This is a genomic window from Planotetraspora kaengkrachanensis (assembly GCF_016862895.1).
Classification (GTDB): Bacteria; Actinomycetota; Actinomycetes; order Streptosporangiales; family Streptosporangiaceae; genus Planotetraspora; species Planotetraspora kaengkrachanensis.
Genome location: NZ_BONV01000001.1, coordinates 352,355 through 375,258, shown reverse-complemented (window position 1 = coordinate 375,258; position 22,904 = coordinate 352,355). Strand labels below are relative to the sequence as shown.

The window sequence follows — 22,904 nt, the reverse complement described above, 5'->3', positions numbered from 1 at the left end:
GTGACCTGCGGAAACGGTGACCTGCGCGTATGCCGGTCGAGTGGCCGTGAGTCCCCGCTGGTTGCCGACCGCACGGGCAGGGCATGGCCGTCGAGGTATCTGCTCAGTCCCACCAGCCGACACCGGTCTGCCAGCGCTGGACCCATTCGAGGAAGCTGATGGCTTCGGGCCCGGGGTAGGGGGAGGCGCCGACGTCGGCAACGAACCAGATCTTCCCGCGTTGGGAGCCGGTGAGCACCAGGAGCCAGTATGAGAGTTCGTCGTCTGTGCCCAAGACGATGGAGCCGTGGTTGTAGACGTCGGCGATCCGTTGATTGAAGTCAGGTGTGGAGTCGCTGTCGTCCTCCCAGTGCCATGCGTGGTCCAGGGGGAAGACGGCCCCTGGGATGCGATCTCCCCGCGCGGGCCAACCTGGTGGAAGCCAGCCGAGAGGAAGGAGGCCGCCATCCTCGGGCGGCCCCAAGGAAGAACCATTGGAGACTTCGGCGATGAACGTGCGATAGGGCTCAGGCAGGCGGGCACTGTTCTCGCTCTCCCAGGCCGCAACGCCACCTACCCCTAATGCGGGCTCTCGCCACTCAGCGGGGAACGCCGTCCGAAGCGCTTCGAGTCCTGCGGTGAGGGACACATCATTGGTTCCACTCATGGCCAACAGGTACCAGCACCCTGACTGGAACGCGTCCCAAGGCCCTTGGTACATCCTTGTGGCCTACATGGACAGAACGGAGATCGGCACGGCGGTGAGCCTGACGGCCGCGGTGACCATGCCGGCCAGTAGAGCCGCACTCAACCGGCCACGCCGCCAGGTGCGCCGTCACGGTGCGAGGTGCTTCTCGAACCAGTGGTGGGCGTAGTGCTCGGTGTTGTACGGCTCGATCTCGCGGTAGCCGGCCGAGCGGTACATCGCGATCGCCTCGGTGAGGTTGCCGTTGGTCTCCAGCCGAATGGCGTCCCAGCCACGCTCGGCGGCGTATCGTTCCAGCTCGTCCAGCATCCGCCGCCCGATCCCGAGCCCGCGGACGGAGTCCGCGACCCAGACGCGCTTGATCTCGGCGGGTTCGTCGCGGTGGAGCTTCACCGCGCCGCAGCCGACGGGCTCGGCGTTGAGGGTGGCGAGCAGGAACACGCCGGCGGGTGGGACGAGTTCCTCGTCGTGGACCGGGTTGCTCAAGGCAGGGTCGAACCCGTCGTCGAAGCGTCGCGCGAGGTCCCGGGCGTAGGCCCGCACGCACGCCCGGGCCCGCGGGTCGCCCGGGAGGCACGGCTCGATGACCACCATCGACGCGATGAGCAGCCGCTCGACCTCGGCCATCGCCGCGACGAGCCGTTCGCGGCGTTGCTCGGTGAGCGGCTCGAGGATCGACCAGGCGAGCTCGTCGGAACGCCTGTCGAGCTCGGCCCACTCGGTCCGGCCCGCGTCGGTGAGCACGGCGGCCCGTACCCGCGCGTCGCCACCGACCTGGTCGGCCGGCCCGACGGTGACGAGCCCGTCACTTTCGAGGGTGCGCAGGAGCCGGCTCAGGTACCCCGAGTCCAGCCCGAGCCGGGCCCGTAGCGCGGCGACCTCGGCGCCCCCGGGGCCGATTTCCCACAGCAGACGTGCCTGCGCGAGGGGTCGTCCCCGGGCCATGTACTCGTCGTCGAGCGCCCCGACCCGCTGTGTGACCGTCCGGTTGAACCGCCGCGCTGCGGCGATGAGTTCCGAGTTCATATACCTGACTTTAGTCAGGCATATGACACCGCCGCAAACATGCCCACATGCCGCTCAGACCTGCCCTTTCCTGACCTCGCCCATCACGTCGAGTGGTGCCCTGACCAGGCAATACAGCCTCTCAACGCCTCCCGTCGACTTCTGACGTTCCACGGCCTCGGACGGAACTGGAACGGAACTCGGGAGGGCGAGACTCCAGGGCCTGTCCGGCGGATCTTGCACAGCCGGTGCTGTGGCACTCGACGGTGCTTCCGGCAAATTTGAGTCGACACCCGTTCCGAGCTGCGGGAAACTCCCCGCGATGACTCAACGAACCGACACGCCTCCCACGTGGGACGAGCGTACGCAGCTGGCCACCTTCCTGGACTACGCCCGTGATACTGCGCGAGCCAAGTGTGAGGGCGTATCCGCCCAAGACGCTCGCAAGGCCCCGCTCCCGAGTTCACCGCTGATGACGTTGTGCGGGCTGATCAGCCATCTGCGGTGGGTCGAGTACTACTGGTTCCAAGTCATGTTCCTGGGCGAGGAGCCTGCGGGACCGCTCACCGAGGCGACCGACGATGATCCCGACCCTGAGATGCGGACAGCAGTCGACATCCCGTTGCCCCAGCTTCTCGCCGAGTATGAGGAGCAGAGCGCCCGGTACCGCCGCCTGGTGTCCGACCACGACCTGAACTCAACAGCGAAGCGTCCCGTCAGCGACGGCCGCCACGTCGACCTCCGCTGGGTGATCCTCCACCTCATTGAGGAGACGTCCCGCCACAACGGTCACCTCGATGTCGTGCGTGAGCTCGTCGATGGGCAGACCGGCGCCTGAGACCTGCCGTGCGGATCACAAGTGGAGCCACAGTCGGATTGCGGCGACGCTCACAGTGCCGTGAAAGACGTGTGCCCTCTTGTCATACCTGGTGGCGGCCCGGGAGTTCTTGAGCGCGTTGATCATCCGCTCGACTTCGTTCCCGCCGCCACCAGGCGATGGCGATCGTGGTCCAGGCCTACAGGGTCGAAGGCCGACTTGGCTCGCTACTATCCCGATCATGGACAAACTGGATCCCCGCCGCACCGCATTGCTCCTTATCGACCTGATGACGCGCATCGTTGAGCAGCCCACGGCACCACATTCCGGACCTGTCGTGGTCGCCCGCTCCCTCGCTCTGGCCGATGCGGTGCGAAAGGCGGGCGGTCTCGTCGTCTCCGTGCGGGTCGAGCGGCCAGGCGTTGCGGAGCAGCCACCGGGCAGCGAACTGGTGGATGGGGTGCTCGGCGACCTGGAGATCGTGAAGCGCACCTGGGGTGCATTCCACAACACCGGACTGGAGGAGGCGCTGCGTAAGCACGCCATCGACACCCTGATCATCACCGGGATCGCCACCAACTTCGGCGTCGAGCAGACCGCGCGTTTCGCCGACGAGTTCGGCTTCAAGGTGATCCTGCCCGAGGACGCGGTCACGGCACTCGACGCGCGTGCCCATGAGTTCGCCTTCGACTACATCTTCCCGCGTATCGCTACCGTCTGCACGACGGCCGAGGTCGTGGCAGCGCTGGACTGACAAGCAAGATCAAGACGGGCCAGAGACCGGCACCATGCACATGGTGAGGTCTCCACAGCCTCGCTCCGCCACGTCCTGCGGACGCCCCTGTCCGTCAGACTGTACGGAGGTCGGCGATGACTCGGAAGCGTTCCAAGACCACTTGGGTGGTGTCGTCGACTGTGAAAGCCGCATCGCCGAGATACGAGCGCATCTCCGGGCTGTGCCAGAACTCTTCATGGACCGCCCGCCATTGCGCGACTGTCGTGTAGCCTTCGCCCTCCCCTCTCGCATGGACGTCATCCACCTCCCCCAGTGGCACAACGCGCACGCTCGTCACCTCGATGACAGCCACCGGCCGGTCGATGGAGTCCACCACCGTCGACCGCGCGCCGACCTTGGGCAGGGGCTCGGCGGGACTGTAAGACGAACGGTGTAACTCCTGATCAAGGAGACACCTGTGACGAGTACGTTGAGCCAGGCATCCGAAGCGATAGACCTGGAGGACGCCGCGGTGACGCGGAAAGAGCATGACGGGTCGGATCGGGAGCTGGTGGCCAAGCTGGTCGACCAGGCCCGCGCCGAAGGGCTCGAACTGGTCGGTGAGAACGGGCTGCTGGGCCGGCTGACCAAACTCGTGTTGGAGTCGGCGCTGGAAGGCGAGATTACCGACCACCTCGGCTACGACAAGCACGATCCGGCCGGTCGAGGTGCGGGCAATTCCCGTAACGGCACACGCACCAAGACGGTCATCACTGACGTCGGGCCGGTGGAGATCACTGTGCCGCGGGATCGAGACGCCAGCTTCGAGCCGAAGATCGTGCGTAAGCGGCAGCGGCGTCTGTCCGGGGTCGATGAGATGGTCATCTCGCTGGCCGCCAAGGGACTGACGACCGGGGAGATCTCCGCGCATCTGGCCGAGGTCTACGGCGCCGAGGTGTCCAGGCAGACCATCTCCACCATCACCGACAAGGTCATCGACGGGATGGCCGAGTGGCAAAACCGTCCCCTCGACCCCGTCTACCCGGTCGTGTTCATCGATGCGATCCACGTGAAGATCCGTGACGGACAGGTCGCCAACCGGCCCATCTACGTGGCGTTGGCGGTCACCGTCGACGGCGAACGCGACATCCTCGGGTTGTGGGCCGGCGACGGCGGTGAAGGCGCCAAGTTCTGGCTGCACGTCCTCACCGAGATCAAGAACCGCGGTGTCGGTGATGTGCTGATGGTCGTCTGCGACGGCCTGAAAGGGCTGCCGCAGGCGATCGAGCAGGTCTGGCCCCTGGCGGTCGTGCAGACCTGTGTGGTGCACTTGCTGCGCGCCTCGTTTCGTTACGCCGGCCGCCAGCACTGGGATGCGATCGCCAAAGCGCTGCGGCCGGTTTACACCGCGCAGACCGAAGCAGCTGCGCTGGAACGCTTCGTGGAGTTCGCTGACGTGTGGGGCGGTAAGTACCCGGCGATCGTGAAGTTGTGGCAGGACGCCTGGGCCGAGTTCGTCCCGTTCCTCAACTTCGATACCGAGATCCGCTGGGTGATCTGCTCGACCAACGCGATCGAGTCGGTCAACGCGCGTATCCGGCGGGCGGTCAAAGCCCGTGGCCACTTCCCGAACGAGCAGGCCGCGCTCAAGTGCGTCTACATGGCGATCATGAGCCTGGATCCGACCGGGAAGGGCCGCAAACGCTGGGTCACCCGGTGGAAAGCCGCCCTGAACGCCTTCGCCATCACCTTCGAAGGCCGCCTGTCCCCGAACCCCCGATAGAACCAATCAAGATCGAGTTACACCGTTCAATGGACAGACCCGGCTCGGCCGCATGCTCATACTCGGTGGCCAGAGAGGTCGTGGCGACTTTGCGGCCGTCCAGGATCGCTGCGACAAGAGCGTCGCGTAGCGGGCCGGGGAAGGCGAACTCAGCTCTTGGCAAGGAAGTCGGATCGACCGGTCGACTGGAGTCAGTCATCACGTTGCATCACCCTAGCGACACCGTGACTACTCAGGCCTTACCGCTGGTCGCCTCGGCTTCGCTCGTGGAGCGGGTGACGGCAACTCTCGAACCACCGGGATGACCTGGCGTTAGGGCGTGTATCGAAAGCGCCGGTCACAGCCACCCGTTGCTTGGAGGCAGGGGTAAACCGCTACTTCAGCGGTGGATGTGGCGAGTACGGTGTGGCTGTGGGCCGGTGATCGCGTGCAGCGGCGGCTTACGGAGACAGACGCGCGGACACGAAGGAGCGAATAGTGCCAGGCGCTGAACTGCGAGGGGTGACTCTGGACTGTGCCGACCCGCAGACGTTGGCGGGCTTCTACGGTGCACTGACCGGGATGCGCGAGCTCTTCACTACGGACGAGTTCGTCGCTCTGACGGACGACTCCGGCTGTGATCTGGGATTCCAGCGGGTTGTCGGATACCGGGCTCCGCAGTGGCCGGGTCAGGACGTGCCACAACAGTTCCACCTGGATTTCCGCGCTGACGACCTCGATGCGATGGAAGAGCTGGCGCTGGAACTCGGCGCGGCCAAACCGGACCATCAGCCCGGCGACGGACGCTGGCGGGTATTCCTGGATCCGGCTGGCCACCCCTTCTGCCTGACGTCTTCCTGACATCACCGGCGTGACAGGTATCCTCCGTCAGACGCCGTAGCGCTCAGGCTTGGGCGAGCTGTTCATCAGCTGCTGGCCGCCTCGGAGAGGGCATGGCGTCGAATGTGCTGGTCACAGCCACTCGTTGATGGCCGCTACCAGGACGGTTGCCTCGTATCGGACCGCGAGTTTCTCGTACCTCGTGGCCACGGCGCGGTGTCTCTTGAGGCGATTAATGCCGCACTCGACTGCGTTCCGAGCCTTGTAGTCCTCCGGGTCGAACTTCGGTGGACGGCCGCCGCGGGAGCCAAGTTTCCTTCGGTTGCGGGCCTGGTCGGCCTTGTCCGGGATGGTGCACTCGATGTCGCGTCTGCGCAGGTAGGAGCGGTTCTTGCGGGAGGCGTACGCCTTGTCGGCGCGTACTCGGTTCGGCCTGGTGCGCGCTCTGCCCGGCCCCAGGCGACGCACGCGGATCTTCTTCAGTACGGGTTCAAACTGCGGGGAGTCGCCACGCTGCCCGGCCGTGATCACGATCGACATGGGTTTCTGGCCCTGCTCGACAGCCAGGTGCAGCTTGGTGGTCAGGCCGCCACGCGAGCGTCCGAGCCCGTGGTCGTCCGGCTCGGTGTCGACGCCACCGGGCGGTTCGACCTGCAGGTCCCCCTTTTCCGCGCCCCGGCGGCGTGCTGGTGGGCCCGGCAGACGGTGGAGTCGACGTCCCAGGCGATCAGCTGTTTCGCGTCCGCCTGGGCCTGCAGCTCGGCGAAGATCCGCTGCCAGGTGCCGTCCCGCTGCCAGCGCCGGAACAGGTCGTACACCCGGCCCCAGGGCCCGTACCGCTCCGGCACATCCCGCCACGGTGTCCCGGTCCGCGTCCGCCACCGTATGCCGTCGATCAGCTGCCGCCTGGCCCATATCGGCGGCCGGCCCGGCTTCGCGCCCATCGGCAACAACGGCTCCAGCCGGGCCCACTGCGCATCCGTCGGATCTCCACGTGCCACAGGACAAGATCATCCCACCTCAAGATCTACTTCCGATACACGCCCTAGTCGTCTTGGTGGTTCTCGGCATTTCGCGGCTGATCACGGTGTCATGTGCCCTCGCTGTGCCCTCTGATGTGCAGCCGGCTACAGACGTCGCCGCTCCAGGTCGGTAGCATCCCCGCCGTGTACGATCTCCCGCTTTGGGACAATGGGGACATGACGGTCGCGGCTGCCCTTGCCGCCGCGCTTCTCCTATTGCCTACCGTGGTGACGGTCGCGTTCTGGGTGCTTCGTCGACACAGGGAACGGCTGGTGCCGTTGATGCGACCCGCGCTCCGCGGGGCCTGGTACGAGGACTATGTTCCGGTTTTGTCGGAGGCGTCTTCGCCCAATGGCTACTGTTTCGCGACGGTCAGTGGGGTCGCGTCCTCGCCTTCACCTTCTTGAGTGGTCTGATCTGGACCATGAGCGAGATCCGCGACGAACTCAAGCGGGAGGCATCGGCAAAGAGTCGGCGCAGCCCTATCACTGATCAGACAGAGCTGGAGCCGGGCGGAATGAGATAGGGCTCTTGCTCCGCTTCGACCGCGCCAATCCGGGTGAATCGCACTTGACCCCCAGGAAGTGGGGGTAGGCGTTTTTGCAGCCCAACAGCCTTCAGGTAGCCATGCACGACGGCCTAGCAGCACGCAATGCGGCTGGAGGTCATTTCCGGCCGGGTCGGCGCCAGTTCAGGCACCTGCCTCGAGCACGGCGAGGTCGCGCACCGCATAACGGTGATGCTCGGCCTCTTCCTTCAGCACCACCTTGAGGCAGCGGCGCACGACGTACTCCTGGTCGGGATACGGGTCCGCCGGCTTGCGACCGCATACCCGGTCGAGCTCGGCCTCGGTGAGCCCGTCGACGACACGCCGCATCGTGGCCATGCGGGCGAGCCGCGGCGCGAGCACCTCGTCGAGCGTCGGGGTGGCTTCGAGGGTGAGACCGAGCTTCGCCGTCGCGTCGGGCGGCATCCCGCCGTAAGGGAAGCCCAACGGGTGGTACGGCGCTTCCTCCTCGAGCACGGCATTGCCGAGCCAGGCATCGCCGGCGAACAGCAGGTGCCGTTGGGTCTCGACCAACGACCACTCGCCGTTGACCTGCTCGTGCAGCTTGGCCTCGGGCAACAGCCTGGCGCGGTCGAGTGTCGCCGCCCACAGCGTCTCGATGGCATCCCAAGCAGCCCGATGGTCGTCGGGGGACGCGGCGTCACGCGCCAGTACCCGCGTGGGGTGCCGCCGGTCGAGCTCGGCCTCGACGTAGGCGGTCACGTCGACGTCGTTGACGACGAGACGCTCGAAGTCGCCACCGAGGTAGACGTCGCTCCCATAGCAGTCGACGATCTTCAGACCGCTGACCTCGCAATCGCGGATCTCGAGACCGGCAAGGTCGCACAGGTGGATGCGGGCACCACGGAACTGGTCACTCTGGGCGTACTCAGCAGCCATCGGGGCAGTCTTCCGCATCCGTCCCGCCCGCGCCACCTTTGGCAACTAAGTTTCGGGGCCAACTGTGTGGAACGTGCTCACGCCCGCGTCCCGCTTCGCTTGGGCAACATAGGCCGGCCGCGGGGCGCCGATCGCCCGCAACCAACGCAGACAGAGGATGTTGATGATGACGTCTGGCGAGGCTATGACTATTTGAGCCGTCGGCTGGAAGAAGGAGAAGCACGGAACGCTGTGCCGTCGACCCACCGCGGATCGGCGGCGTGCTCACCGACGATGACGGTGCCCAGGTCGGCCCGTGGAAGTTTCGAACGCGCAATGCGAAAAGCCCGTGGCAAGGTACAGGACCTTCCCACGGGCTTCCGATTCCACGACTTGCGGCACTACCTCGCGTCGCTCCTGATCGCCTCAGGGGCTGACGTCAAGGTCGTCCAGGCCCGTCTACGGCACGCGAGCGCCAAGACGACGCTCGACACCTACGGCCACTTGTGGCCGGACTCTGACGAGTCGACGCGGGCAGCGATCGATGCTGTGATCGCCGCCCGGACGGAACCGAGGCAGAACCAGACCGGTACCGCGCGATGAACATGCAGGTCACCGCGCGGTAGCAGATCACACGTCGTAGTAGAGCTCGAACTCGTGCGGGTGCGGGCGCAGCCGGATCGGGTCGATCTCGTTCTCGCGCTTGTACGCGATCCAGGTCTCGATCAGGTCGGGCGTGAAGACGCCGCCCTCGAGCAGGTAGTCGTGGTCCGCCTCGAGGGCGTCCAGGACCTCGGCCAGCGAGCCGGGCACCTGCGGGACCTGGCGGGCCTCCTCCGGAGGAAGCTCGTAGAGGTCCTTGTCGACCGGCTCCGGCGGCTCGATCTTGTTGCGGATGCCGTCCAGACCGGCCATCAGCTGCGCGGCGAACGCGAAGTACGGGTTGCACGACGGGTCCGGCACGCGGAACTCGATGCGCTTGGCCTTCGGGTTCGAGCCCGTGATCGGGATGCGGACGCAGGCGGAGCGGTTGCGCTGCGAGTACACCAGGTTGACCGGGGCCTCGTAGCCCGGCACCAGACGGTGGTAGGAGTTCACCGTCGGGTTGGTGAAGGCGAGCAGCGACGGCGCGTGCTTGAGCAGGCCGCCGATGTAGTAGCGCGCGATGTCCGACAGGCCCGCGTAGCCGACCTCGTCGTAGAAGAGCGGCGCGCCGTCCTTCCAGAGCGACTGGTGGCAGTGCATGCCCGAGCCGTTGTCACCGAAGAGCGGCTTCGGCATGAACGTGACCGTGTGACCGGCCTGGATCGCCGTGCTCTTGATGATGTACTTGTACAGCATCAGGTTGTCGGCCGTCTTCAGCAGCGTGCCGAACCGGAAGTCGATCTCGGCCTGGCCCGCGGTGCCCACCTCGTGGTGCTGCATCTCGGTCTCGATGCCGGAGTCGATCAGGTTGCGGACCATCTGCGAGCGCAGGTCGGTGAAGTGGTCCATCGGCGGAACCGGGAAGTAGCCGCCCTTGTACCGGGGCTTGTAGCCGAGGTTGCCGCCCTCCGAGGCCTTGCCGGTGTTCCAGGCGCCCTCGACGGAGTCGATGTAGTAGTAACCCGCGTTGGACTTCGTCTCGAAGCGGACGTCGTCGAAGATGTAGAACTCGGCCTCGGGGCCGAAGTACACGGTGTCCGCGATGCCGGTCCCCTTGAGGTATTCCTCAGCCTTGCGGGCGACGTTGCGCGGGTCGCGGCTGTAGGCCTCGCCGGTCAGCGGGTCGTGCACGAAGAAGTTGATGATCAGCGTCTTGTGCTGACGGAACGTGTCCAGCACCGCGGTCGTCGGGTCGGGCAGCAGCAGCATGTCCGACTCGTGAATGGCCTGGAAGCCGCGAATGGACGAACCGTCGAACATGAGGCCGTCGGTGAAGACGTTCGCGCCAAAGTTCTCCACAGGGAAAGTGAAGTGGTGCGTCGTGCCCGGCAGGTCCGTGAACCTGACGTCGACGAACTGCACACCCTCCTCACGGATGAACTTGAGTACGTCATCGGCAGAGTTAAACACTCTTGAACCTCCCAAGGGCATGTGCTAGCAGACCCGAAAATAGGCCGGAGCCGTTTCCGCTCCGTGTCTCGATTGTTTCGTGGGTGTTAAGGGGAGCGCCCATAGACGCTAACCCCGGCGGCCATGCGAAAGCCCTCGGACCCGCGCCGGTTGACCCACTCTTGTCCCGACCCGTAGGCGCATCTGCGCAGGTCAGGTGGCCGTCGTCGGCCGGCATCCGTGGCCGCCGCCGGCCCTGCTCTCCTTCCGATCGTACGGGTCGATCGGAGTGCCCGAGGGGCGGGTCTCCCCCGGGGAGCCGGGGAGGCCGGGGCGGACGAAGCCGTCCTGGGCGCCGCCACGGGCGTCGCATCGGGTGCCGAAGGTGTCCCGCGTGACGCCGTCCACCATGACCACGAGCCTGCCGCCGTCCCGGTGAGCGGAGAACCTCACCACGTAGTGGGCGACCACCCGCATCGTCGTCACCTGGTCACCGGGCGGGCGGACCGCGTAGACGAACAGGTAGTCCGCCTTGATCGTGACGCCCCGATGTCCCTTCGCGCCGGCTCCGGCCCGTCCCCGTGCCGTGCCGATCGTGGTCTCCCCGTTGACCTTGACGGTGTCCCCGTTCGGCTCCGCCGTACGGGGATCCAGGCTGAACACCCACGTCCGGGTGTCGGATGCGCCCGCCTTGTCGAGGTGGCGCGCGAACCACCTGCGCTGCCCGGGGTCGAGCAGCTTGACGAAGGCGTCCGGCGTCCCCCCGCGCACGGTGGCCGGGTCGAGGTAGGCCGCGGCGAGCAGTCTCCGTACACGGGTGAGCGCGGCCCCGACCTCCTCCTCGGTCAAGCCGCCCAGAGCCCTGGCCGGGGGCGTCTCGAGCCCGGCCGTCCCGTCGGCGAACGCCGCAGCCGGGGAACCGGCGAAGGGATCGGCGAGGCGGGGCAACTCCTGCCCGGCCCCGTCGTCCGCGATGGGGGTGAGGATCGGATCGGCCCGCGCGGCCGTGGGGGCCTCGCCGTACCGGGGGCTGGGGGTGTCGCCGGGACCGGGATCCCCGAGCATGCCGGGGCGGAGGCTGATGACGAGACCGATGAACACGACCAGGCCGGACAGCACGATCACCACGACCGGGAGCATCCCCCGGCGGTCGACGCGCCGCGGGGGAGTGGGCGGGGGCTCCTCGCCCGGCTCCTCCTGGGGATCGCCGGCGACGCCCTCGGCCTCCTCGACGAGCCGCCTGATCTCGTCCTTGTCGAACTGGGCGATCAGCGCTTCGAAACGCGCGTCGATGTCGTCGGGATCCTTCGGCCGCATCGTTCCCTCCCCATGGATGAAACAGGCGGAAATAAGCCGATCGCCGTGCCCATGATGAACGGCTTCGCCTCCGAGCGGAAGACCGATCACAGGCCCCGATACGCTGGGGGACCATGAGCGACCGGCAGCCTCGATGGACACAGACCTGGCTCGGAGGCGTACGCGCGGCCGGAGTGGACATGGGCTACCCGGGACAACGTCTGGGCCTGCCGGAAGAGGGATCCGGCTCGGTCTCCGGCTTCGGCCGGAGGATCGCCGCCATCGTGGTCGACTGGCTGCTGTGCACGGTGGCGATCGCGGGCGGCCTGCTCCAAGCCGACGCCCAGAACCGGGGCTGGGTCGGCCTGGCCGTCTTCGCCGCGGAGTACGTCCTGCTGGTCGGCACCCTGGGGATGACCCTGGGCATGCGGCTGTTCGGGATCCGGGTGGCCGCGCTCGAGGGCGGCCGTCCCGCGTTCCTGCCGGTGCTGATCCGCACGTTCCTGCTGTGCCTCGCCGTACCGGCGCTGATCTGGGACCGGGACCGCCGCGGCCTGCACGACCGCGCCGCCGGCACGGTCGTGGTCAGGATCTGACGCACCCGTACGGCACGGCCGCGGCGAGTTCCGCGGCCGCCGCTACGGCCGCAGGCACTGGAAGATCGCGGTTCCGGGCAAGAGCCGGCCGCGAAGGGGGCTCCAGCCGCCCCAGATCTGCGTGTGTCCCTCCGGCCACTCCGGCTCGGCCAGTCCGGTCAGGATGAGGCCCGACGACGCGATCAGGCCCACCCAGTCGCCCATGGTCCGGTGATGTTCCACATAAGACGGCACGCCGTCGTCGGAGAACTCGACGTACGGCGTCCGGTCGAAGTAGGGGCGGTCGGCCGTGAGGCCCCCGGGCCCGGGGTCGTCGGGGAAGGCCCACCGGATCGGATGGCTGACGGAGAAGACGAACCGTCCGCCCGGCCGGAGCACCCGCCGGACCTCGGCCAGCACCGCCCCGGCGTCCGCCACGAACGGCAGCGCCCCGAAGGCCGAGCAGGCGAGGTCGAACGAACCGTCCGCGAACGGCAGAGCCTCGGCGTCGGCCTGAACGACGGGCAGGGCCGCGCCGGTCGACAGGTCGATGCGGCGGGAGTGCTGCAACTGCCGGTAGGAGAGGTCGAACCCGGCCACCGAGGCGCCCTGGGCGGCCAGCCACCGGCCGCACTGCCCGGCCCCGCAGCCCACCTCCAGGACGATCTTGCCCGCCACCTCGCCGAGAAGGTGCGCGTCGGCCTCGTCGAGCCCCTCAGGGCACCAGATGAAACCGTCGTCACGGAGGAACTCGCCGTGTTCCGCCTGGTAGTCGTCGGCCTCGCCGTCCCACCAGCCCCGGTTGGCCTGGGATGTCTCCGTGGGGGAGACCGCTTTCCTGCCGACGTCCATCGAGACTTTCGAACCTTCCAGCGGCCCGTCTACACGGGATCCAGGCGGCCCGCGTGGATCAGCGGGGCCGCTGCGAGCGCGGCATCGGGCCCTTCGGAATCGGCATCGCCGGGGTCAGCGCGCGCATGCGGTTGTTGACCTCGGAGACGACCGGCTTCTTCAGGTTGCGGGGGAGCTTCATCAGGTGCCGCTGGAGCTTGGCCAGCGGCACCTGGCCCTCGCCGTTGCCGCACTGGATGTCGTACACGGGGATGTCCACGGCGACCCGCTGGATGCGCTTCTTCTCCGCGACCAGCATGCGCTGCACCCGGTTCCCCGGTCCTTCGGAGACCAGGACCACGCCGGGGTAGCCGACGACTCGGAACACCACGTCCTGGTCGCGGTTTACCGCCGCCGGCTTGTCGTCGACGTACCAGTTACCCCGCATGTTCTTCATCACGGCGAGGCTGGCGCCGGGCTGCCCGTCCATCATCGAGTACTGCGCGCGCTGCGACCTGCGGCCGAACAGGAACATGCCGACCAGCAGGGCGGCGAACACGCCGGTGACGTACCAGGTCCAGCCGAAGAACAGGCCCAGCACCACGAACACGACGAGCGTCCCGAGGGCCGATGCGTACACGATCGGCATGGCCTTGGGATCGCCCTGCTTGGTGATCTGGACCAGCATCCGGATCTGCTTGAGCCGTCCGGGAGCCGCGGGGTCTTTCGCCATGGTTCGAAGGATACAAATCTCTAGGTCGATTAATGAAAACGAGACCGATTACAGAGTCTGCCGCGCGGCGATCGCCTGCTGGTACAGACGCCCCGCACGGTAGGACGAGCGCACGAGCGGTCCGGACATGACGCCGGCGAAGCCGATCTCCTCGGCCTCCCGCTGCAGCTCGACGAACTCTTCCGGCTTCACCCACCGGTCCACCGGGTGGTGGCGTGGCGTGGGCCGGAGGTACTGCGTGATCGTGACCAGGTCGCAACCTGCGTCGTGCAGGTCGTGGAGTGCCTGGGTGATCTCCGAGCGCTCCTCGCCCATGCCGAGGATCAGGTTCGACTTGGTCACGAGCCCGGCCTCGCGGGCCAGGGTGATGACATTCAGCGACCGCTCGTAGCGGAAGGCGGGCCTGATCCGCTTGAAGATCCGCGGCACGGTCTCGATGTTGTGCGCGAAGACCTCGGGCTTGGCGGAGAAGACCTCCTCCAGTTGCCCGCCGTCGCCGTTGAAGTCGGGAACGAGCAACTCGACGCCGCAGCCGGGGATCTCCGCGTGGATCTGCCGCGCGGTCTCCGCGTACAGCCAGGAGCCGCCGTCGGGCAGGTCGTCACGGGCGACGCCGGTCACCGTGGCGTACCGCAGGCCCATCTGGCGCACCGACTCGGCCACGCGACGCGGCTCGTCCCGGTCGTACTCGGCCGGCTTGCCGGTGTCGATCTGGCAGAAGTCGCAGCGCCGGGTGCACTGGTCACCGCCGATGAGGAAGGTGGCCTCCCGGTCCTCCCAGCACTCCGAGATGTTGGGACATCCGGCTTCCTGGCAGACCGTGTGCAGGCCCGCGCCCTGCACCAGGGATTTGATCTCGTTGAAGTTGGGGCCGTTGTGCAGCCGCGTCTTGATCCACGGCGGCTTCTTCTCAATGGGGGTCTGGCTGTTGCGCACCTCCAGGCGGAGGAGCTTGCGGCCTTCTGGTGCAACCGTCACGCGTTCAGCTTATTACCTCGGCCAAATCTTCCTCGTACAGGTCGTACGCCTCGGCGCCGAGGGCTTCGGCCAGCCGCTTTCCCGCGATGGGGATGACCTGCTCGACGGTGATGCGCCGTCCGGTCTCCGCCGTGAGCGAGGTCACGCCGCCGTCGCCGGGCGGCTGGATGCGGCCGTACCAGCTCAGGTCGTTCACGCAGTTGAGCGAGAAGCCGTGCATGGTCACGCCGCGGGACACCCGGATGCCGATGCTGCCCAGCCTGCGGTCGTCCAGACCTCCGGCGGGATCGCCCGGCACCCACACCCCGCCCCGGCCCGGCACCCGGCCCGCCGTGACCCCGAAGTCGGAGCAGACCTGGATCAGCACGTCCTCGAGGAGACGCACGTAGGCGGTGACGTCGTCGATCCGGAGGATGGGGTACCCGACGAGCTGGCCGGGGCCGTGCCAGGTCATGTTCCCGCCGCGGTCGACGTCGATGACCGGAGTCCCGTCGGCCGGCCGCTCGTGCGGACGGGTCCGCTTGCCCGCCGTGTAGACGGGCGCGTGCTCCAGCATGAGGCACAGATCAGAGATCCTGCCGGCCACCCGCCGTTCGTGCGCACGCCGCTGCGTGCTCCACGTCTGCTCGTACGGAACGTCGACACCCATCCGGACGATGGCCAAGCCCTTCACGCACTAAAGGGTAGAGGCCAGCTGACGAGGTTCGATACGGAACTCCTTGACCCCGGCGCCGTCACGCTCGACGCGGTAGGCGTAACCGCTGGGATCGACGGTGACCGCCTGGATGAATTCGGTGCCTACGTAGTGGAGGGCGACGCCCTCGTCCGCGGCGTATCCCTCGGGCAGTTCGCCGGACGCCACGGACTCGTGCAGCAGTTTGCGGCGCTGGCCGTCGGAGTTGTAGTGCACACCGCAGGAGTAGGGCAGCAGGCCGAGTCCCTCGGCCCAGGGCCGCAACGCGGGCCCGAAGGAGTCGGTGTTGCCGCCGACGTGCCAGCACAGGGCGCCCGCGCTCTGGCCGGACAGCACGACGCCGGCCCGCCAGGCTTCGGCGAACGCCTCGTCGATGCCGTGCAGCCGCCACAGGGCGGCGAGGTTGGCGACGCTTCCGCCGCTGACGTAGATGGCGTCCTGGTCGAGGATCCACTCGCGGGGGTCCTCGACGTTCGGCATGGGGAAGACGGTCAGGTGGCTGACCTCGACGTCCCAGCGGCTGAACGCGCCGTACATCTTGAGCAGCCAGTCGGCGTCGTCACCGGTCGCGGTCGCGAGCAGGCCCAGCTTCGGGCGGTCCTCGCCGGTGAGGTCGAGCACGTACCGGAGCAGGCCGGTCGGCTCGATGAAGCCGTACCGCTCCGTCTGCCGGAACGACCCTCCGCCGATCGCGACGATGTGCGACTGCCCGATCCGGCCCATTGTTCACTCCAGTGTCAGAAGAAGGACTCACTAGAGTACGGCCGCCAGTGCCTCTCCGAGGGTGGGATGGGCGAACCGGTGGCCGGCGTCGAGCAGACGCCGGGGGAGGGCGCGCTGGCCGATGAGGAGTCCCTCCTGCGCGAACTCCCCGAGCGCGAGCCGCAGCGCGAAGGCCGGGGCGGGGACGGGCATGGTCGGCCGGTGCAGGGCCTTGGCCAGTTCCCTGGTGAACTCGGCGTTCGTCACCGGCTCGGGCGCCGTCAGGTTGACGGGCCCCGACATCCCCTCGTCCTCCAGGAGGAAGCGGGCTGCGGACACCCAGTCGGGCAGGGAGATCCACGACATGTACTGCCCGCCGCTTCCCAGCACTGCCCCCGCCCCCATCTTGAAAATCGGAATCAACCGGCCGAGCGCTCCGTCGTGCCCGCTGACCACGAACCCCGTACGCAGCCGCGCGACCCGGATGCCCGCTTTCTCCGCCGGTTCTGCCGCGTGCTCCCACTCCCGCGCCAGGCCGGCGAGGAACCCCTGGCCCGGCGGCGCGGTCTCGTCGACGACCCGGTCTCCCGTGTCGCCGTAGAACCCGACAGCGGAACCGGACAGCAGGACCCGCGGCTTCCGTTCCAGTACGGCCAGGGCCTTCGTCAGGGTGCGGGTTCCCGCCACCCGGCTGGCCAGGAGCTTGCGCTTGTACTCGGGCGTCCATCTGCGGTCGCCGACGCTCGCCCCCGCGAGATGGACGACCGCGTCCACGCCCTCCAGGGCCGCGGGCGCCAGAACCCCTCCCGCCGGGTCCCAGAAGGCCTCGTCCGGGTTTTGCGGGCAGCGTCGTACAAGTCTGAGGATCCGGGTTCCCGGCCCTCGCAGGGACTCGATGAGGGCCGAGCCGAGCAGACCGGACGAGCCGGTCACCGCGATCGTCGTTTCGTCCACGGTAGGGCTTCTACCCCACCTCGCCCGCCGATGCGGGGTTTCCGGCCGGGACCGCCTTCAGGAGGGCACCCGTGGAACGGCGGCGCGCCCGCGGCGGGACACCCGTGGAACGGCGGAAGCCGCCCCGCACGACGGCGAGGCGGCTTCCTTACGGTCCACCCGGATGCCGGGCGGACATGGACCTTCCAGGACGAGACCCGGGCGAGAACCCTCGTCAGGCGAGCCCGAGCTGGCCCTCGAAACGGCCCTCCTCGAGGCGGCGCTTGATCGTGGTGAGGAAGCGCGCGGCGTCGGCGCCGTCGACCAGGCGGTGGTCGTACGTCAGCGCCAGGTAGACCATCGAGCGGACCGCGATGACCTCGCCCTCGGGGGTGTCCACGACGACGGGGCGCTTCACGACCGAGCCGGTGCCGAGCATGCCGACCTGCGGCTTGTTCAGGATCGGCGTGTCGAACAGGGCGCCGCGGCTGCCGGTGTTGGTCAGCGTGAACGTCCCGCCGGTCAGCTCGTCGGGGCCGATCTTGTTGGTGCGGGTGCGCTCCGCGAGGTCGGCGATCTTGCGGGCCAGGCCGGCGATGTTCAGGTCACCGGCGTTCTTGGCGACCGGGACGATGAGGCCGCGCTCGGTGTCCACCGCGATGCCGAGGTTCTCGACGTCGTGGTAGGTCACCTCGCTCGTCTCGTCGTTGATCACGGCGTTGAGCTTCGGGTGAACCTTCAGCGCCTCGATCGCGGCCAGGGCGAAGAACGGCATGAACGACAGCTTCACGCCCTCGCGGGCCTCGAAGGCCGCCTTGGCGCGCGAGCGCAGCGTCGCGACACGCGTCACGTCGACCTCGACGACAGTGGTGAGCTGCGCGGAGGTCTGCAGCGACTCAAGCATCCGGTCGGCGATGACCTTGCGCAGGCGCGACATCTTCTGGGTGGTGCCCCGCAGGGTGGTGTCCACCTGGACCGGCTCGGGAGCCGGAGCGGGGGCCGCCGCCTGGACGGGAGCCGGAGCGGCGGGCGCCTGCGGAGCGGGCGCGGGCGCGGGCGCGGCTGCGGCGGCCTGCTCGCGCTGCACGCGGGCCGCCTCGATGACGTCCTGCTTGCGGATGCGGCCGCCGACACCGGTGCCGGTCAGCGCCTCCAGGTCCACGCCGTGCTCGGCCGCGAGCTTGCGGACCAGCGGCGTGACGTACGGGCTCTCGCCCGTCGAGGGGAGCGGAGTCGGCGCCACGGCGGGCGTGGTGGCGATCGGCGAGACGGGAGCCGGGCTCGGCGCGGGGGCCGGAGCGGGCGGCGGCGTCACGACGGCCGGCGCGGGCTGCGGGATCGAGGAGATCGGCTGTGCCGGAGGCTGGGCGGGAGCCTGCGGCGCGGCGGGCGCCGGGGGTGCCGCCTGCACCGGCGCGGGGGCCGGCTCGGGGGCGGGCTCGGGCTCGGGCGCGGCGGCGGGAGCCTGCGGCGCGGCGGGTGCCGGAGCGGCGGCCGCGCCGTTGGAGTCGATCAGAGCGAGTTCGGCGCCGACCTCGACGGTCTCGTCCTCAGCAACAATGATCTTGGTGAGATAGCCCGCCGAGGGGGAGGGGATCTCGGTGTCGACCTTGTCGGTCGACACCTCGAGAAGCGGCTCGTCCGCCTCGACGTGGTCGCCTTCGCTCTTCAGCCAGCGGGTGACGGTGCCCTCGGTAACGCTCTCACCGAGCTGGGGCATTGTTACGGAGACCGGCATGGTCCTTCTCTCTCGCGTTTCCTAGAGGGCTTCAGTTGTGTACGTGCAGCGGCTTGCCGGCCAGAGCCAGCATCGCCTCGCCGAGAGCCTCGGACTGGGTGGGGTGCGGGTGGATCAGCTGGGCGACGTCGGTGGGCGTGGCCTCCCAGTTGAAGATCAGCTGAGCCTCCGCGATGAGCTCGCCGACACGGCCGCCCACCATGTGCACACCCAGGACCCGGCCGTCGCGCTCGGAGACGACCTTGACCTCGCCCTGAGTCTGGAGGATCTTGCTCCTGCCGTTGCCCGCGAGGTTGTAGGTGAGCTCGACGACGTCGTGACCCCGCTCCCGGGCGACGGCCGTGCTGATGCCGACCGACGCCACCTCGGGCTCGGAGTAGGTGATGCGCGGCACGCCGTCGTAGTCGATCGGCACCGGGTTCAGGCCGGCGATGTGCTCGGCGACCAGGATGCCCTCGGCGAATCCGACGTGGGCCAGCTGCAGGGTGGGGATGAGGTCGCCCACCGCGTACACGCCGGGCACGTTGGTCTGGCAGTACTCGTTGACCGGCACGTAGCCGCGGTCGACCGCGACGCCCGCCTCCTCGTAGCCGAGGCCGGCGGAGACCGGTCCGCGCCCGACGGCGACGAGCATCAGCTCGGCGTCGAGGGTCTTGCCGTTCTCCAGGGTGACGACCACACCGGTGTCGGTGGTCTTGACGCTCTCGAACCGGGCGCCCAGCTCGTACTTGATGCCGCGGCGGCGGAAGGCGCGCTCGAGCAGCTTGGAGTTGGACTCGTCCTCCAGCGGGAGCAGGTGGGGGAGCGCCTCGACGATCGTGACCTCGGCGCCGAAGGAACGCCACACGCTGGCGAATTCCACGCCGATCACGCCGCCGCCGAGGACGATCACCGAGGACGGCACGCGGTCGAGGACCAGCGCGTGCTCACTGGAGATGACCTTGTCGCCGTCGATGTCGAGGCCGGGCAGCGACTTCGGCGTGGAACCGGTCGCCAGCACGACGTTGCGGCCCTCGAAGACCTGGTCGCCGACCGTGACGCGGTTGGGGCCGGACAGGCGGCCCTCGCCCTCGACCACGGTGATCTTCTTGCTCTTGATGAGGCCGGCGAGGCCCTTGTAGAGCCCGCTGACGACCTTGTCCTTGTAGGAGTGGACGCCGGGGACGTCGATGCCCTCGAGCTTGGTGCGGACGCCGAAGGACTCGCCCTCGCGGGCCTGGTCGGCCAGCTCCGCCGCGTGCAGCAGAGCCTTGGTCGGGATACAGCCCCGGTGCAGACAGGTGCCGCCGACCTTGTCCTTCTCGATGAGGACGACGTTGAGGCCGAACTCCGCCGCGCGCAGGGCGCAGGCGTAACCGCCGCTACCGCCGCCCAGGATCACGATGTCGAAGGGGCCGCTGCCATCAGCCACTGGAATGCTCCTCGCTGGATTCACGCACCGCCGGATCGATCCGACAGCATCTTTTCATTTGTCTGTGAAGATCGGGGTTCAGTTGCCGGCGTAACGCTCGGCGATGCCGATCAGCGTGCGGGTGATGGCTCCGGTGCCGCCCTTGGGCGTGTACCCGTGCGGCTCACCCTTGTTGAACGCGGGGCCTGCCATGTCGACATGTGCCCAACGGATGCCGCCGGGAACGAATTCCCGCAGGAAGATGCCCGCGGCGAGCATGCTGCCCCAGCGCTCGGGCTGGAGGTTGGCGATGTCGGCCACCGGGGAGTCGAGGCCCTTGCGCAGTTCCTCGGGGAGCGGCATGCCCCAGGCGCTCTCGCCCTGGCCGCCGGCGATCTCCACGACCTCCGCGCGCAGGGCGTCGTCGTTGGACATGACGCCGGCCGTACGCCAGCCGAGCGCGACGATCTGCGCACCGGTGAGGGTGGCGACGTCCACGATCAGGTCCGGCGAGTCCTCAGCGGCGCGGGCGATGCCGTCGACCAGCACCAGGCGGCCCTCGGCGTCGGTGTCGAGGACCTCGACCGTCTTGCCGCTGTAGGTGTGGAGCACGTCGGAGGGGCGCTGGGCCGAACCGGACGGCATGTTCTCCGCGAGGCAGAGGTAGCCGACGGCGTTGACGGCCAGGCCGAGCCGGGAGACCGCGAGGAGGGCGCCGAGCACGGCGGCCGCGCCACCCATGTCGGACTTCATCCAGTCCATCGAGGCGGCGGGCTTGAGCGACAGGCCGCCGGAGTCGAACGTGATGCCCTTACCGACGAAGGCGACCTTCCGGGTGGCCTCGGGGTGGCTGTAGCCGAGCCGCACGAGGCGGGGCGGCCTGATCGAGCCCTGGCCGACGCCGACGATGCCGCCGTAGCCGTTCTTCCTGAGCTCCTCGTCGTCGAGCACGTCGACGGTCAGACCCGCCTCGGCCCCGACCTCCTGGGCGATCTCGGCGAACTTGCCGGGCCACAGGTCGGACGGAGGAGTGTTGACGAGGTCGCGGACCAGGCCGACGACGCCTGCCAGCGTGGTGGCGTGCCCCAGCGCCTCCTCGGCGCCCGCGGCGGAGGACGACACGACCAGTTCGCCGACCGGGGCCTTCCCGCCGCCGTTGGTGCGGTACTTCGTGAAGGTGTAGGCGCCCAGCAGGCCGCCGATCGCGACCGCCTCGGCCTGCGCGGCGGTGGCGGCGGGCAGCGCCAGGACGGCGGAGGCCGTGCCGGCGAGGCTCCGGGAGGCGGCGCCGGCGGCGCGGCGCAGGGTCTCCAGGTCATAGTCGCCGTCGGGGACGGCGCCGAGGCCCACGGCGATGACGACCGGTGCGGGCAACGCCCCGAACGTCGGGATCTTGGCGATCTCTTCGGCCTTGCCCGCGAACCCCACGGTGGTGAGGATTTCCGCGAGGCGGCCGTCGAAGGCCTGGTCGAGTCCGTCCGCACCGGGAGCGGTCCGGGGTCCTTCCGGAGTCGCGTGGATGCCGACGATCAATGCATCGGTCTCGATGGAGACAGATTGAGAGGCGTTGAGGCGCACTGTGGTCACGTGAGCCGATGCTAGCCCTGCTTACTCCCCGACGCATAAACGAGGGTTCGTCCTACGAATCCCCGCCCGCCCCCCTCTCTCGCGTGATCATGCAGAAGCTCGGTGAGATAAGGCCTGACCGGCCACGATCCCCGGCGTGATCATGCACGGATTCGGTGATCACGTGTCTCGCCCGGTGAGTCACGATTCGTGATCATGCACGATTCCCGGCGAAGCCGTCCGCGCCGGGAGCCGATCCCGGACCGGTCTGTCAGACCAGGGCCCACACCAGCAGGGTGACCGTCGCGGAGATCTCCACCAGCGCGCCGAGCACGTCGCCCGTGACGCCGCCCAGTCGTCGTACGGCACGCCGGCGCAGCAGGACCGCGGTGCCGAGCCCGGCGGCGGGCGCGAGCACCAGCGCGAGGACGAGGGCCAGCGACGCGCTCGCGGAGGCGCCGGCCGACGCGCACAGGCCGGCCGCCCACTGGTCCGGGTTGAACGGGCAGACGGGCGGTGCCCCGGCGCGGATCGCGAACGCGGCGAGGGCGAGGACGCCCGCGGTCGCCGCCGTCGCCGCGATCGCGTGACGTCGCCGTACGGCACCGGCGACCAGAGCGCCGAGGCCGTCGGGGCGGGCGGGCGGAACGCCGTCACGGCAGGCCCAGGTCACGGCGAGTCTGCCCGCGGCGCAGGCGGCCACGAGGGCGAGCGCGCCGGTGAAGGGCGGTGCGGCGGCCTGGATCCGCGCGAGTGAGCCGACCTGGACGAGGAGCGTGAAAATCAGTGTGACCACGCCGAACGGACCGATGTCCGACTGCTTCATGATGTCGAGCGCCCGCTGCGACGGGGCGCGGCTGCCCAGCCCGTCGGCGAGGTCGGCCAGACCGTCCAGATGGAGTCCCCGGGTCAGCCAGGCCAGCGTCCCGACGGCGAGTGCCGCGGCCAGGGGCGCGGACCCCGACAGGCCGTCCGCGACGAGGAGGACCGCCGCCGCCACGAGCCCGAGCAGCATCCCGGCGAAGGGCGCCAGAGCCATGCCCCGGCCGGCGACCGTGCGGTCGACGGCCTCGGCGCGCACCGGGAACACGGTCAGCATGCCGACCGTGAACCGCCATGCGGACAGGAGACCAGGCTGGCGCGGCGTTCCGGACACGACGG

The 22,904-nt window shown here is 68.7% G+C and carries 23 protein-coding genes and 1 pseudogene; 6 read left to right on the top strand and 18 right to left on the bottom strand.

What is annotated here, in order from left to right; genetic code table 11:
• Positions 1–103 precede the first annotated feature (103 nt).
• Both Pka01_RS01715 and Pka01_RS01710 read right to left on the bottom strand, forming a co-directional pair.
• Entirely contained in the window at positions 104–646 is a 543-nt protein-coding gene (locus tag Pka01_RS01715; protein ID WP_203880709.1) for an SMI1/KNR4 family protein, read from the bottom strand.
• A 168-nt stretch (positions 647–814) separates the two neighbouring features.
• Complete coding sequence (locus Pka01_RS01710) at positions 815–1,711, bottom strand: bifunctional helix-turn-helix transcriptional regulator/GNAT family N-acetyltransferase (RefSeq protein ID WP_203880708.1); 897 nt, start codon at positions 1,709–1,711, stop codon at positions 815–817.
• Between the two features lie 301 nt (positions 1,712–2,012).
• On the opposite strand from Pka01_RS01710, the gene Pka01_RS01705 reads away from it, so the two are divergent.
• Positions 2,013–2,528, top strand: coding sequence for a DinB family protein (locus Pka01_RS01705; RefSeq protein WP_203880707.1), 516 nt, complete (start codon positions 2,013–2,015; stop codon positions 2,526–2,528).
• A gap of 15 nt (positions 2,529–2,543) precedes the next feature.
• On the opposite strand, the pseudogene Pka01_RS01700 reads toward Pka01_RS01705, so the two are convergent.
• Positions 2,544–2,669 (bottom strand): annotated as a pseudogene (locus Pka01_RS01700) (IS5/IS1182 family transposase); the annotation flags it as partial.
• A gap of 79 nt (positions 2,670–2,748) precedes the next feature.
• On the opposite strand from Pka01_RS01700, the gene Pka01_RS01695 reads away from it, so the two are divergent.
• Positions 2,749–3,261 (top strand): isochorismatase family protein, encoded by a 513-nt coding sequence (locus Pka01_RS01695; RefSeq protein WP_203880706.1) that lies wholly within the window; start codon positions 2,749–2,751, stop codon positions 3,259–3,261.
• A 94-nt stretch (positions 3,262–3,355) separates the two neighbouring features.
• Here the strand turns inward: Pka01_RS01695 and Pka01_RS41100 are convergent, their stop codons facing one another.
• Positions 3,356–3,772 (bottom strand): ASCH domain-containing protein, encoded by a 417-nt coding sequence (locus Pka01_RS41100; protein WP_203880705.1) that lies wholly within the window; start codon positions 3,770–3,772, stop codon positions 3,356–3,358.
• Here Pka01_RS41100 and Pka01_RS01685 point away from each other — a divergent pair.
• Positions 3,740–5,005 (top strand): IS256 family transposase, encoded by a 1,266-nt coding sequence (locus Pka01_RS01685; protein WP_373318089.1) that lies wholly within the window; start codon positions 3,740–3,742, stop codon positions 5,003–5,005. The genes Pka01_RS41100 and Pka01_RS01685 overlap by 33 nt on opposite strands.
• Positions 5,006–5,482: 477 nt before the next feature.
• Positions 5,483–5,845, top strand: coding sequence for a VOC family protein (locus tag Pka01_RS01680; RefSeq protein ID WP_239114637.1), 363 nt, complete (start codon positions 5,483–5,485; stop codon positions 5,843–5,845).
• A gap of 111 nt (positions 5,846–5,956) precedes the next feature.
• On the opposite strand, the gene Pka01_RS01675 is transcribed toward Pka01_RS01680, so the two are convergent.
• Together Pka01_RS01675 and Pka01_RS01670 are read right to left on the bottom strand one after the other, a co-directional pair.
• A protein-coding gene (locus tag Pka01_RS01675) for an IS5 family transposase (RefSeq protein WP_373318083.1) occupies positions 5,957–6,825 on the bottom strand; the annotation gives its coding sequence in 2 pieces (ribosomal slippage) (positions 5,957–6,441 and positions 6,441–6,825; 870 coding nt in all).
• Between the two features lie 713 nt (positions 6,826–7,538).
• Positions 7,539–8,294, bottom strand: coding sequence for a DinB family protein (locus Pka01_RS01670; RefSeq protein WP_239114636.1), 756 nt, complete (start codon positions 8,292–8,294; stop codon positions 7,539–7,541).
• Positions 8,295–8,567: 273 nt separating this feature from the next.
• Here Pka01_RS01670 and Pka01_RS41480 point away from each other — a divergent pair, with 273 nt between their 5' ends.
• The gene (locus Pka01_RS41480; protein ID WP_345337146.1) at positions 8,568–8,876 is read left to right on the top strand and encodes a tyrosine-type recombinase/integrase; all 309 of its coding nucleotides are present in this window, start codon (positions 8,568–8,570) and stop codon (positions 8,874–8,876) included.
• A 27-nt stretch (positions 8,877–8,903) separates the two neighbouring features.
• Here the strand turns inward: Pka01_RS41480 and glnA are convergent, their stop codons facing one another.
• Positions 8,904–10,328, bottom strand: coding sequence for a type I glutamate--ammonia ligase (gene glnA, locus Pka01_RS01660; RefSeq protein ID WP_203880702.1), 1,425 nt, complete (start codon positions 10,326–10,328; stop codon positions 8,904–8,906).
• Between the two features lie 192 nt (positions 10,329–10,520).
• Positions 10,521–11,624 (bottom strand): hypothetical protein, encoded by a 1,104-nt coding sequence (locus Pka01_RS01655; protein WP_203880701.1) that lies wholly within the window; start codon positions 11,622–11,624, stop codon positions 10,521–10,523.
• A gap of 113 nt (positions 11,625–11,737) precedes the next feature.
• Between Pka01_RS01655 and Pka01_RS01650 the strand changes: the two genes are divergently transcribed.
• Entirely contained in the window at positions 11,738–12,199 is a 462-nt protein-coding gene (locus tag Pka01_RS01650) for an RDD family protein (RefSeq protein WP_203880700.1), read from the top strand.
• A gap of 42 nt (positions 12,200–12,241) precedes the next feature.
• Here Pka01_RS01650 and Pka01_RS01645 read toward each other — a convergent pair whose 3' ends face one another.
• The 10 genes from Pka01_RS01645 to Pka01_RS01600 form a co-directional block, all read right to left on the bottom strand.
• On the bottom strand, positions 12,242–13,030 hold the full coding sequence (locus tag Pka01_RS01645; protein WP_203880699.1) for a class I SAM-dependent methyltransferase: 789 nt from the start codon (positions 13,028–13,030) through the stop codon (positions 12,242–12,244).
• A 58-nt stretch (positions 13,031–13,088) separates the two neighbouring features.
• Positions 13,089–13,742 carry a DUF4191 domain-containing protein gene (locus Pka01_RS01640; protein WP_203880698.1) on the bottom strand — a complete coding sequence of 218 codons (654 nt, stop codon included), beginning with the start codon at positions 13,740–13,742 and terminating at the stop codon, positions 13,089–13,091.
• A 48-nt stretch (positions 13,743–13,790) separates the two neighbouring features.
• On the bottom strand, positions 13,791–14,720 hold the full coding sequence (gene lipA, locus Pka01_RS01635) for a lipoyl synthase (RefSeq protein WP_203880697.1): 930 nt from the start codon (positions 14,718–14,720) through the stop codon (positions 13,791–13,793).
• Between the two features lie 4 nt (positions 14,721–14,724).
• Positions 14,725–15,393 carry a lipoyl(octanoyl) transferase LipB gene (gene lipB / locus Pka01_RS01630; protein ID WP_239114633.1) on the bottom strand — a complete coding sequence of 223 codons (669 nt, stop codon included), beginning with the start codon at positions 15,391–15,393 and terminating at the stop codon, positions 14,725–14,727.
• A 3-nt stretch (positions 15,394–15,396) separates the two neighbouring features.
• The gene (locus Pka01_RS01625) at positions 15,397–16,137 is read right to left on the bottom strand and encodes a Type 1 glutamine amidotransferase-like domain-containing protein (RefSeq protein WP_203880696.1); all 741 of its coding nucleotides are present in this window, start codon (positions 16,135–16,137) and stop codon (positions 15,397–15,399) included.
• A 30-nt stretch (positions 16,138–16,167) separates the two neighbouring features.
• Positions 16,168–17,070 (bottom strand): TIGR01777 family oxidoreductase, encoded by a 903-nt coding sequence (locus tag Pka01_RS01620; protein ID WP_203880695.1) that lies wholly within the window; start codon positions 17,068–17,070, stop codon positions 16,168–16,170.
• Positions 17,071–17,284: 214 nt separating this feature from the next.
• Positions 17,285–18,787: a 2-oxoglutarate dehydrogenase, E2 component, dihydrolipoamide succinyltransferase gene (gene sucB / locus Pka01_RS01615; protein ID WP_203880694.1), complete on the bottom strand. Its 1,503-nt coding sequence runs from the start codon at positions 18,785–18,787 to the stop codon at positions 17,285–17,287.
• Between the two features lie 31 nt (positions 18,788–18,818).
• A complete protein-coding gene (lpdA, locus tag Pka01_RS01610; protein ID WP_203880693.1) occupies positions 18,819–20,198 on the bottom strand; it encodes a dihydrolipoyl dehydrogenase in 1,380 nt (459 codons plus the stop codon).
• A gap of 78 nt (positions 20,199–20,276) precedes the next feature.
• Positions 20,277–21,764: a leucyl aminopeptidase gene (locus tag Pka01_RS01605; protein ID WP_203880692.1), complete on the bottom strand. Its 1,488-nt coding sequence runs from the start codon at positions 21,762–21,764 to the stop codon at positions 20,277–20,279.
• Positions 21,765–22,014: 250 nt separating this feature from the next.
• Positions 22,015–22,899, bottom strand: coding sequence for an adenosylcobinamide-GDP ribazoletransferase (locus Pka01_RS01600; protein WP_239114632.1), 885 nt, complete (start codon positions 22,897–22,899; stop codon positions 22,015–22,017).
• Positions 22,900–22,904: the final 5 nt, after the last annotated feature.